The organism is Dielma fastidiosa (assembly GCF_000313565.1).
In the GTDB taxonomy this organism is placed as follows: domain Bacteria; phylum Bacillota_I; class Bacilli_A; order Erysipelotrichales; family Erysipelotrichaceae; genus Dielma; species Dielma fastidiosa.
On record NZ_HE578923.1, the window covers coordinates 514,717 to 526,639 of the forward strand.

At 40.3% G+C, this 11,923-nt stretch carries 12 protein-coding genes; 10 read left to right on the top strand and 2 right to left on the bottom strand.

Annotated features, from left to right (window positions below):
* Positions 1-83 precede the first annotated feature (83 nt).
* A complete protein-coding gene (locus DAHG_RS02870) occupies positions 84-1,991 on the bottom strand; it encodes an aconitate hydratase (RefSeq protein ID WP_022936812.1) in 1,908 nt (635 codons plus the stop codon).
* A gap of 111 nt (positions 1,992-2,102) precedes the next feature.
* Here DAHG_RS02870 and DAHG_RS02875 point away from each other — a divergent pair, with 111 nt between their 5' ends.
* The 8 genes from DAHG_RS02875 (at position 2,103) to DAHG_RS02910 (ending at position 9,871) form a co-directional block, all read left to right on the top strand.
* Positions 2,103-3,437: a citrate synthase gene (locus DAHG_RS02875; RefSeq protein WP_022936813.1), complete on the top strand. Its 1,335-nt coding sequence runs from the start codon at positions 2,103-2,105 to the stop codon at positions 3,435-3,437.
* A gap of 1 nt (position 3,438) precedes the next feature.
* Positions 3,439-4,443 (top strand): isocitrate/isopropylmalate dehydrogenase family protein, encoded by a 1,005-nt coding sequence (locus DAHG_RS02880; RefSeq protein ID WP_022936814.1) that lies wholly within the window; start codon positions 3,439-3,441, stop codon positions 4,441-4,443.
* A 147-nt stretch (positions 4,444-4,590) separates the two neighbouring features.
* Positions 4,591-5,313: a GntR family transcriptional regulator gene (locus DAHG_RS02885; RefSeq protein WP_022936815.1), complete on the top strand. Its 723-nt coding sequence runs from the start codon at positions 4,591-4,593 to the stop codon at positions 5,311-5,313.
* 79 nt (positions 5,314-5,392) lie between these two features.
* Positions 5,393-5,836 (top strand): PTS sugar transporter subunit IIA, encoded by a 444-nt coding sequence (locus tag DAHG_RS18580; RefSeq protein ID WP_022936816.1) that lies wholly within the window; start codon positions 5,393-5,395, stop codon positions 5,834-5,836.
* A 12-nt stretch (positions 5,837-5,848) separates the two neighbouring features.
* Positions 5,849-6,583: a sugar isomerase domain-containing protein gene (locus DAHG_RS18585; protein WP_022936817.1), complete on the top strand. Its 735-nt coding sequence runs from the start codon at positions 5,849-5,851 to the stop codon at positions 6,581-6,583.
* 14 nt (positions 6,584-6,597) lie between these two features.
* A complete protein-coding gene (locus tag DAHG_RS02900; protein WP_022936818.1) occupies positions 6,598-6,876 on the top strand; it encodes a PTS sugar transporter subunit IIB in 279 nt (92 codons plus the stop codon).
* Positions 6,877-6,894: 18 nt separating this feature from the next.
* Positions 6,895-8,223, top strand: a complete 1,329-nt coding sequence (locus tag DAHG_RS18590) for a PTS ascorbate transporter subunit IIC (RefSeq protein WP_022936819.1) — start codon at positions 6,895-6,897, stop codon at positions 8,221-8,223.
* A gap of 283 nt (positions 8,224-8,506) precedes the next feature.
* Complete coding sequence (locus DAHG_RS02910) at positions 8,507-9,871, top strand: dicarboxylate/amino acid:cation symporter (RefSeq protein WP_022936820.1); 1,365 nt, start codon at positions 8,507-8,509, stop codon at positions 9,869-9,871.
* Between the two features lie 24 nt (positions 9,872-9,895).
* Here DAHG_RS02910 and DAHG_RS02915 read toward each other — a convergent pair whose 3' ends face one another.
* On the bottom strand, positions 9,896-10,099 hold the full coding sequence (locus tag DAHG_RS02915; RefSeq protein ID WP_022936821.1) for a hypothetical protein: 204 nt from the start codon (positions 10,097-10,099) through the stop codon (positions 9,896-9,898).
* A gap of 193 nt (positions 10,100-10,292) precedes the next feature.
* Here DAHG_RS02915 and DAHG_RS02920 point away from each other — a divergent pair, with 193 nt between their 5' ends.
* Together DAHG_RS02920 and DAHG_RS21985 are read left to right on the top strand one after the other, a co-directional pair.
* A complete protein-coding gene (locus DAHG_RS02920; protein WP_022936822.1) occupies positions 10,293-11,567 on the top strand; it encodes a hypothetical protein in 1,275 nt (424 codons plus the stop codon).
* Between the two features lie 95 nt (positions 11,568-11,662).
* The gene (locus DAHG_RS21985; RefSeq protein ID WP_022936823.1) at positions 11,663-11,788 is read left to right on the top strand and encodes a hypothetical protein; all 126 of its coding nucleotides are present in this window, start codon (positions 11,663-11,665) and stop codon (positions 11,786-11,788) included.
* Positions 11,789-11,923 lie beyond the last annotated feature (135 nt).

An 11,923-nucleotide genomic window follows, 5' to 3' on the forward strand; every position in this document is an offset into this window, starting at 1 on the left:
GATGGAAAGGGTTGAAGCTGACGGCTTCAGCCCTTTTCTATGAAATAAAAAAACTGCCGCGTTTTCGGCAGTTAATTAGCATTTTAATCTTTTAATGTATTCAGCAAGCCGCCTTTTAGAAGGAATTCAGCCTGCTGGGCGGTACATGGCAGGTAAACCATAAAGCTGCGGCCTTTGGTTTTGTTCATGACCACAAGTGTTGTGTCACCTTGAATCGTATGCAGATTTTTAAATTCTAATTCATCCATTTCATCGATCATGTCATAGTCAGCTTCATTTTTAAACAGACATGGCAGAATACCAAAATTATATAGATTGGCCTGATGAATACGGGCAAAGCTTTTCGCAATCACTGCCTTGATACCAAGATACATCGGCGCTAATGCGGCATGTTCACGGCTGGAGCCTTGTCCATAGTTACTGCCGGCAATGATAAAGCCGCCATGCTCTTTAATACAGTCATCATGGAAGGCTGCTTTTTGATTCATGAAGCAGAATTCAGAGATTTTTTCAATGTTGCTGCGGTAAGGAAGCACTTTAGCGCCGGCCGGCATGATGTCATCCGTAGTAATGTTGTCACCCACTTTTATCATAACTTTTTTACTGATATGATCGGGCAGTGCTTCATTTTTCGGCAGGGCTTTGATATTTGGACCGCGGATGATTTCCGCATTTGGATCACACTGCGGCTGAATCAGTGAGCGGTCATCAATTGTGTAATAAGGTAAATCTAAAGCAGGCTCATAATCCATGGTGCGCGGATCGGTAATAACACCCGTGATTGCACTGGCAATGGCGGTTTCACATGATACCAAAGCGACACTGGCGCTCAAAGTACCACTGCGGCCATAGAAATTGCGGTTAAACGTTCTCAGTGACCAAGCATTGCTTGCCGGTGATTGACCCATGCCGATACATGGTCCGCATGTGCTTTCTAATAGACGGATACCGCTTTTAATAATATCGGTCAGCTTATTGTTTTCCGCCAGCATGCTTAATACCTGCTTTGAACCTGGTGAGAGGGAACAGCTGACATTTGGCGCGATGGTTTTATTGCGTACAATATTGGCTACAGTGCATAAATCAAGATAAGAGGAATTAGTACAAGAGCCGATTGCGACCTGCTGGATCGGCCGGCCTGCTACCGAAGCGACGGTAACCACATTATCCGGTGAGTGCGGCAAGGCGATCATCGGTTCTAATTCATCAAGATTAAGCTCAATAATTTGATCATAGCTGGCATCCTGATCAGCTTTGATTTCTTCAAATTCATCTTCACGCTGCTGTTTCTTCAAAAATTCCAAGGTACGCTCATCACTTGGAAAAATGGAGGTTGTAGCGCCTAATTCAGCACCCATATTCGTTATAGTAGCCCGCTGCGGTACGCTTAAGGTAAGCACGCCGTCACCAAAGTATTCAATGATTTTGCCGACACCGCCCTTAACGCTTAATAGCTGCAGGACTTTTAAGATGATGTCTTTGGCAGCCACGCCGTGCTGAAGCTTACCGCTGAGGCGGATGCCGATAATTTCAGGCATAGTTAAAGCAAAGGGTCTGCCGGCCATCGCTGCCGCTACATCTAAACCGCCCGCACCAATGGCTAAGGCACCCATACCGCCGGCTGTCGGTGTATGAGAATCCGAACCCAGCAGCGTCTTGCCTGGTCTGGCAAAACGTTCAAGATGCACCTGATGGCAGATACCGTTGCCAGGTCTTGAAAATATGATGCCGTAACGATTTGCGACACTTTGCAGATACTGATGATCATCGGCGTTTTCAAAACCGCTCTGTAATGTATTATGATCAACATAGCTGACTGAAAGCTCCGTTTTAACCCGATCAATACCGATGCTTTCCAGCTGCAGATAAGCCATTGTACCAGTAGCATCCTGAGTCAGTGTCTGATCGATGCGAATCGTGATTGGGGCACCTTTTTTCATTTCTCCGGATACCAGATGTCTGGCTATGATTTTTTCACTTACTGTATTCATCTTCTCATTTCTCCTCTTTTTCAAAACTCATTATAGCATGATTGGTATTGAATTGAAACTCTAAATGTAATATAATGAAAGAAATGTGAAAACTTAGAAAGTGGTGTGGAAATGAATCGTGAACTAGCAGAAATATTTAAACAGTCAGTCAATGACAATGCCATTGAAAATGGCTTATACAAAACCTATGAAGTAAAAAAAGGGCTGCGCAATGAGGATAGTACCGGTGTATTGGTCGGTTTGACAAAGATTGCTGATGTTGTGGGCTATAAACGGGTTAACGGTGAGAAGGTCGATGATATCGGCCGTTTATATTACCGGGGTTATGAGATTAAGGATCTGATTGACGGCTTGGATTTCAGTGAGCATCATGCTTTTGAAGAAGTCGCTTTTCTGATTCTTTTTGGCAAACTGCCCAATGCTTCAGAATTAGCGCTTTTCATGAGCTATCTGCAAAGTCATTACGCACTGCCGAAGGACTTTTTAGAACTGAATATCTTACGGATGCCGGGCAAGAATCTGATGAATAAGGTTCAGCAGGCGATTTTAATGCTGTATGGTTATGATGAAAACAGTGATGATACAACGGCGATGAATACGCTGTTCCAGGGCTTAAATATTATAGCCAAAATGCCGGCTATCATTTCTTATTCCTATCAGGCAAAACGGCATAATTTTGATGATGAAAGTCTGATCATCCATCAAATTGATCCGCATTGTACGATTTCAGAAAGCATTCTGCGGCTGATCCGCAGTGATATGCAGTATACGGATACCGAGGTGCGGGTGCTTGACTGCATGCTGATCCTGCATACCGATCATGGCGGCGGCAATAACTCAACCTTTACCAATGTCGTTATCTCATCAACCGGCACAGATATCTATTCAGCAATCAGCGGCAGTATTGGTTCATTAAAGGGGCCGCGTCACGGCGGTGCCAGTTTGGCGGTCTGCCAGATGATGAGTGCGGTCATTGATGAGATTGGCTATCAAGCAGATGATGCCGCAATCAGAGGTATTGTTGAGCGGCTGCTGGATAAAGATTTCTTTGATCACAGCGGCTTGATCTACGGTATCGGTCATGCTGTTTATACATTGAGTGATCCGCGTTCTGAAATCTTGAAAGAAAAGGCTTATATGCTTGCTGAAGAAAAACAGATGATTGAACAGTTTGATTTCTATAAGCGGTTTGAAGAAATTGCGAAACAGTGTATTAAAGAGCGCAAGGGCAAGAGTGTTTCCAGCAATATTGATTTTTACAGCGGCTTTGTTTACAGTATGCTGAATATTCCCCAGGAGCTTGTCAGTCTGCTGTTTGTGACCGCCCGGATCGTCGGCTGGCTGGCACATAATATTGAGGATAAATGTTATTGTGATAAGATTGTCCGGCCGGCAACGAAATATGTTGGGGATACAAAAAAATTTGTTAAAATTGAGGAGCGATAGAATGAAAAAAGTAACATTGTTTAAGGGTGACGGCATCGGTCCGGAAATCTGTGATCAGGTAGTAAGGATTATTAACACATTAAATCTGCCGCTTGAATTTGAACCTTTTGAGGTTGGTGCAGCAGAATATGAGCGTCATGGCGCATTGATACCGGCGGCCGCTTTTGAATCCATTGAACGCAACAAGGTGATTTTAAAGGCACCGATAACAACCCCGATCGGCAAGGGGTTTCGAAGCTGTAATGTGCAGCTGCGTGAGAAATATGATCTTTATGCCAATATTCGTCCGGCAAAAAGTCTGCCTAATGTTAAGACGCCGTTTGCTAATGTAGACATGGTTATTTTCAGAGAGAATACGGAAGATTTATATGTCGGTGTAGAAAAGCAAATTGATGAAAACACCGTTCACGCAACTAAAATCATCACTCGCCGCTGCAGTGAGCGAATTATCCGCTCGGCTTTTGAGTATGCCAAAGAGCATCACCGCCAGCGCGTCAGCTGTGTGCATAAGGCTAATATTTTAAAGCTAAGCGACGGTTTGTTCCTAAAGGTGTTTAATGAAATCAAAGAAGAATTTCCGGATGTAGAGGCAAACAGCTACATCGTTGATAATGTCTGCATGCAGATGGTCATGCATCCTGAGAAGTTTGATGTATTGGTTATGCCGAATCTTTATGGAGATATCACTTCAGATTTAGCAAGCGGTTTAATCGGCGGGCTGGGCCTCTTGCCAAGCGCAAATTTAGGTGATGAATACGCGATGTTTGAAGCTGTTCACGGATCAGCACCGGACATTGCCGGTAAGAATCTGGCCAATCCAACCGCACTCTTATTATCCGCCTGCATGATGTTGGATTATTTGGGCTATCATGATGAGGGGGAAAAGGTACGCGCAGCCATCAACCGCGTATTGATTCAGGGTGATGTTTTAACTCAGGATCTTGGCGGCAGCGCGTCAACAAGTGAATTCACAGATGCTATCCTTCAGGCACTTCAAAACGCATAAGAGAGTCAATGGCTCTCTTTTTCTATACAATTTATTGATAATGCGTAGGGCATGAGAATCATTCATCATTAAATTAATGGAATCGTTTACAAAAAAGTTGTTGACAAACTGGTCATAACCAGTTAAACTGAATTTAGGAGGAAAGTCATGAACAGCAACTATAACAAAATCCCCTTGTACTGTCAGTTGGCTGAAAGTATTGAGGAACAGATTAATGACGGTACTTTAAAAAAAGGACAGCCGATTCCTTCTGAAAGAGATTTATGTAAGCAGTACAACGTTTCAAGAATAACGGTCCGTTCAGCAATTGATGAATTGGTAAGACAGGGTAAATTAGAAAAAATTCAAGGCAAAGGTACGTTTATTCTCGGTAAGAGTATCGTACAGAATTTAGGAAATGTTTACAGCTTTTCAAAAGAAATGGAAAAGCAGGGTAAAATATCCTCAACCAAGATCGTAACCCGGGAAAAAATCAAAGCTGAACCGAAGATTGCCTATCATCTTGGTATTAATGAAAATGATGATGTAATTTATATCGAGCGTCTGCGCTGTGCCGAGAATGTCGCAATCATGGTTGAAAAAGCCTATTTTCCTTATCAGGGATTTGAATTCCTGCTTGATTTGGATTTTGCGAAGCGAGGGTTATATAAAACCTTAGAAGAGGACTATCATATTGTATTTAATAAAGCAATAGAAACCTTTAAGGCATGTGAGTTAAATACGCGTGAATGCAAACTGCTGAGCTGTCCGAAGAAGCAGTATGGTCTGCTGGTTAAGCGTACCAGCTATTCCAATGATAAAATAGCCTGTTATTCTACGATTGTTTCAAAGGGAGATTCGTTTGAATTTACAATTAAATTAGTATCTTAATTTCTGAGATGTCTGATTGATATCTCAGAAAAAAAATAATGTAACTGGTAATGATGTCATAACCAATAGGAGGACACTTATGATAAAAGATATACTTACTGAAGATTTAATTTTGACAGATGCGGATGCAAAGGATTGGCGGGATGCAGTGCGGCTCTGCGGTGAATTGCTGGCCAATCAGGGCAAGGTGAATGAAGCATTTATACAGACGATGATTGATGTTATTGAGACATATGGTCCCTATATGATTCTGGTGGAAGGAGTTGCTTTCTTTCATGGCAAGCCAGGTTCAGATGTAAAGGAGGCATGTCTGTCACTGGTAACATTCAAGCATAAAATCGTATTTGATGATTTTGAGAATCAAGAGATAGATTGTGCGTTCGGTTTTGGGGCTGTTGACTCAGATTCACATATGGCAATGATTATGAGTCTTGCTTCACTGCTTCAGGATACGGAATTTATCAATTTGATCAGAAATCATGGATTGAAAGCAGAAATTGCGGCAATGTTGAAAAAATACTAGGAGGAAACAAAAATGAAGCATGAGGAATTCTATGACATTGTAATGGATCAGATGAAGCATCAATTTTATGATGAAAGGGAACAGATTGAACAGGCAGCCCGTTATGGCGCGGCTTCAGTGATGAAAAAACGTCTGATTCATGTATTTGGCTGCGGTCATTCCCAAATGTTTGCCATGGAGGTATTTTATCGGGCTGGCGGACTTGTTCCGGTAAATGCCTTGCTGATACCGCATCTCGCATTATTTCCCAAAGCGAAGCTAAGTACGATTCAGGAGCGGGTCGAGGGCTTCGCGGGCGAGTATTTGAAGCTGGAAAATGTCAGCGGTGACGATACGATGATTATCGTTTCCATCTCTGGCCGCAATGCCGGTGTCATTGATATGGCGCTTACCGCTAAGGAAATCGGCATGAAGGTTATCGCGCTGACATCAAAGGCATTTTCTGATCAGGTCAGTTCCCGTCATTCATCAGGCAAGAATCTGAAGGATATCGCGGATGTGGTAATTGATTTGAAATGTGAGCTTGGCGACGCGTGTCTTTCCATGCCGAACGTGCCTGATAAATTCACGGGTACGTCAACGATACTTGGTATGCTGGTGATGGATTGTATAACGGCGCGGGTCATTGAATTATGTGCTGAACAAGGGTATGTACCGCCAACCTATGTCAGCTCGAATCTGGATCGGGGTGATGCTATCAATGCTGAGCATATTAAGCATTATCATGATTTAATTGATTGCTTATAGAAGGGAGCAAGAAAATGTTAAAAATTATTACCGTATGCGGTTTAGGTGTAGGTTCAAGCTTGATTTTGAAAATGACTGCAGATACTGCTATGAATCAGCTTGGCGTTAAGTGTAAGATTGAACATTGGGATATGGGAACCGTAAAGGGTAAGCCCTGTGATTTAATCATAACCACGGAAAGCTTCCGTAAGCATTTTGCGGATCAAGATAATGTTGTGTATGTCAATAACATTATGGATGTTGAAGAGGTTAAGGGGAAGCTTAAAGCATATCTTGACAGTCATGAACATTAAAGAAAGGGGTTTTGACTTATGTTAGATTTTATTCTCAATATTTTTCAGACACCGGCAATAATCCTTGGATTAGTTGCGCTGATTGGTTTGCTGCTGCAGAAGAAAAGCGCTGGTGAAGTATTCTCCGGTTCAGTAAAAACAGCCATCGGTATGCTGGTTTTATCCGCTGGCTCAAGTTTGATTGTTACGGAAATTCTGCCGTTTGTTGATTTATTCTCGGCCGTATTCAATCTTCAGGGCTTCGCAACTTCATCAGAAGCCGTAGTGGGTGCGATGCAAAGCGCAGTTCCGATTATTGCGACTACAAGCGCCTTGATTATGGGCATCGGCTTTGTGGTCAATGTCTTAATTGCCCGTTTCAGCCCGTTAAAATATATCTTCCTGACTGGCCATATGATGTGGATCTTATCTGTGGCAGTCGCTGGCAGTCTGTATATCGGTGGTTTCAATGAGACGATGATTGTTGTGATAGGCAGTATTCTGCAGGGAATGCTGATGGTTATCTTCCCGGCAATCGGACAGCCGATGGTGCGTAAGGTTACCGGTAATGATAATTTTGCGATTGCCCATCTGACAACGCTTGGTACTGTGCCAGCTGGTTATATCGGCGGTCTGCTGGGTGATAAATCAAAAAATGCTGAAGATATTAAATTACCTGAATCACTGGAATTCTTTAAAGATACTTCTATGTCGGTATCCATCGTTATGGGTGTATTCTATCTGTTAGTCGTTATTATGGCCGGCCCGGAAGCGGTTGCTCCTTATGCTGGTGAAACAAATTATATTATTTATGGCATTTTGAAAGCTCTCGGGTTCACTGCCGGCATCATGGTTCTGCTGCAAGGTGTGCGGATGTTCTTAGGTGAGCTGGTACCTGCCTTTAAGGGTATTTCTGATAAAATTGTACCAGGTGCTATACCAGCACTTGATGTTCCCGCATTGTTCGCATTTGCGCCAAACAGCTTAATGATTGGCTTTGTCACAGCGGTTATCGGCATGATACTCGGTATGGTTGTAAGTTCTGCCCTCTTTGGCGTAGTACCTTTGGTATCTATTATCGGCGCGTTCTTTACCGGTGGAGTTGCTGGTATTTATGGCAACGCACAAGGCGGCAGCCGCGGAGCTGTCATTGCAGGTTTGATTTATGGCTTCTTGTTAATCGTCGGCTCTGCCTTCCTGTTTACGATTTTTGACTACGCGGCTTATGGCGCGGCAGGAGTTGGCCATGATTGCCTAGATGTCATGGTATTGATGACTATTCTGAAACAGCCGTATATCGGTATAGCAATCATTGCGGCAGGCTTTGCTGCCTTATGCATCTTCCACAAAAAACAGCAAAATCATTAAGTAATATGAGGAGTGAAGCAATTCACCCCTCTTTATCTATTATTTAAGTATTATTTATAAATTTATGGTTATTTAGAAACTGTAATAGCTTACATAAAAGAAATCGTGAATAATCGTTGACAGCACCTGCTTTCATGATTTATACTAAATCAGGTTTAAAAAGAACCTTTAAAATAATCCAGAGAGGTTATGAAGGGGATTGAAATTCATTGTTTTTTTCGTATGAGGCTCAAGATCCTGCTAACTTTAATGGTAGGATCTTTTTTATACGAGGAGGACACATATGACAAAGAATCAAGGATCAAAATTAGCCATGAAGATGGCCATTGCATTAGCGATTGGACTGCTTTGCGGCGCTGGCTGCATCTTCCTGCGTGAATCATTAATAAGCTCCGGACAGGCATCTACCTGGACATTCATTAATAATCTGCTGTTTCAGGATATCACAGCGGAAGGCGCAACAAATGCAATTGGTATTTTCTATATCTTAGGGCAGATTTTCATCAATGCTTTGCAGCTGATCATTATCCCGATGGTATTTACTTCCATCACGCTGGCAATCTGCGATATGTCAGACGCGAAGAAATTAGGCAGAATCTCATTTAAAACAATCAAATGGTTCTTGATTACTTCATTCATCGCGCTGCTGTTCGCAGGAGCGGTAGGCTTTGCTGTTTATCATTTAGGCGGCTTCAGTGTAGGTGAAGTTGGCGAATTAACGGCGGCTGCCGGTAAGGCGGGAAGCAATCCGCTGCTGATTTTCATTCAGGCAGTTCCTAATAATATCTTCGATGTATTCTCAAATAACGGCCGTGTCTTATCAATTGTTGTTCTGGCAGTTGTGTTTGGTCTGGCAATCCTTAAGCTAGGTGACAAGGTTACCGTGTTTAAAAAGCTGTGTCAGGAAATCAATGACATCGTTGTAGTATTCCTGAGTTATGTTGTTAATAATTTTGGACCGGCAGCAATCTTCGTGCTGATTACCAGAACCTTTGCGATTTACGGCATCGATCACTTAAAACCGGCTTTAACTTACGTCGTAACAACGATTATTTGTCTCCTACTGTTCTTGTTTGTAGCTTATGGTATTATTGTAAGACTGACAACTGGTTTAAGTGCTAAAAAATTTATCGGCAAGATTTCAAAAGTAGCGCTGTTTGGTTTCTCAACCTCATCAAGTGCAGCAACTCTGCCATTAAATACTAAGACGACAACTGAAGAATTAGGTGTTAATGAAGAAATTGCATCATTTGTACTGCCATTAGGCATGACTGTTAATATGAACGGTACTGCCATCATGCAGGTAATTGCTGCTATCTTCATTGCCGCAAGCGCTGGTTATCAAGTAACTTTCGGCAATATTGCTTTAATCGCTGTACTGGCTTTAATTGCATCTGTGGGCACACCGGCTGCACCGGGAGCAGGTGCTGTAATCCTATTCACGATCCTGACTGCCATGGGCTATACAAACGATCCGGCATTATTGGCTTATAGTTTAATACTGGCAATTAACCGACCGATTGAAATGTTGGTTACCTCATTAAATGTTGTTGGTGATTCAGCAACCAGTGTGATTGTCGCCAAGAGCGAAAATATGCTAGATACAGATAAATATAACACAAAGGATAACCACTATAATAAAAAGTAAAGCAGAGGCTAAACAGCTTCTGCTTTATTGCTTTCTGGCAATCAGATAATCAAGTTCATCCGCATAACGGCCATCAAATTCAAAGGTATGACCACAAGCTGAACAGGTAAAAACATAATCAAGATCAGCAACCCGAACTAATGCCTTGCGCCCGCAATGAGGACAAACCTCGTTCATCGATATTCCTTCACATTCCTTTAAAAAATTATTATACCAATCATCTTGCACGACGTATTCCTCCTTTTTTTGTATTATATATCAGAAACGCATTGGGAAGCAAACCCCATCATTCAACAAGACGTTGTATATGAAGCTATACTAGCAGAATAGTATTGATTATTGATATAATTATTGTGTGATTAAATGTTTACAAATCTGATTTTAATGGTTGATTTAAACCCCTGAAGAAAGGTGATGTCGAATGGCTGAGGAAATAGTTATCAGTAACAAGAATAAGATCAGAGTAGGAAGATTGATCAGAATCTATCAAAAGGAAATGGGGATTACTTTATTTGATCTGATCGAAAATGTTTGTTCAAGGCAGGTAGCGACTAATTTTAATAAGGATATTCCCGCTAAGAATGATGAATTTTATTTAGGTGCGTTGGCTAAATTAGGTTTTAATTATAATTACCGGCATGATATGGATGACTATATTTTAAACCAATGCAGGCTGTTAAGAGATGCAGTTGAATGGTATGATACGAAAATGATGGAGAAAATCTGTTATGAGACGATTAAAAGGTTAGAGCCATATCGGAAATATATCATTGAGTATGAGTACATCAGAGCGTTTGAAATGATTTATAGGTATCACTTTATAAGTATCAATGTCGAGAAAGAAATCGATCATTTTGTTAATACGATGAAATATTTGAGTCAAGATATAGTTGATGTTTTGACAGATATCATTTTTAAGTATTGCTTCAAATTTTATGGCTTTTTTGAAGGTTCAAAATACTTCGATAAATCAAATGAAATTTTTAAACTTTTGGATTTATCACATTCTAATTATAGTGTAAATCAGTTGAACTATGCCGTATATTTATTATGCTTAAAGTATCATTTTGATTGCTTAGAAATATTGAGTAAAATTGAACACGAATATTCCAGTAAACATAATTATAACGGACTTCTTAATGTTTACATCAGAATATTTTGGCTAATAGGGAATATACAAGAAAAATCAATTGTAAAATATGAAGAAAAATTTAATCGCCTTGTTGAAACATGTGAAGGACCAATTAACTCTAATTTGGTCATGAAATGTATGTTTAATTTAGCAATAAGATATTTTGAAGGTGGGGATTATATAACATCTAAAAAGTATTTTCTAAAAACTTTACATGATGAAAATTTTTATGTTCAAAGTGCAATATGTTTAAAATATATAATTTTCAATGAAAATGATTTTAGTTTTGATTTTAAACTTAAACCTTTAGATGAATGTGCTGTCATCACTGATAGAGAAAAAGTGTTTTATAGTTATTATAATCTAAAGAGTAGTGTAGTTAATATAAAAGAATTGGTCAATTATATTGATTCATTTGTTTTTCCTGCTTTAGGTTCACATGATTCCTTTTATTACATTGTTTTTATAAATGAAATCAAAAGTTTGATGGAGAAAGTAGAGAAAAACAACAAAAGTTGCAGAAGAAAGTTAATGAGAGTTTTAGATAAATTTAGGAATATGTAATAAAAAGAACTTGAAATGTACAAATTCGGACTAATATTCCTAAAATTCACAAAAATTTTTAAGTTGTGTTATTCTATTCCACGAGAGGTGATAGAATGAAATTATTAAAGGTACTTTTAGTTGCAGGTATTATGTTCTCTGGAATCGTTACTCCGCCAACTCCAGGTGATGATGACCCTATTCCATATTGTTATGGTAGTGATTGCGTTAGTCTAAATTAATAATGTGTTTTTAATAGGGAATGAGTTTTATTAAATATTAACAGCTGAATGTCTATATCAGTAAACCCCCAATGACTATTATATTCTATTCAGCATCTATCTAAAAATCAAAAGAATGAGGGCAATCGCCCTTTT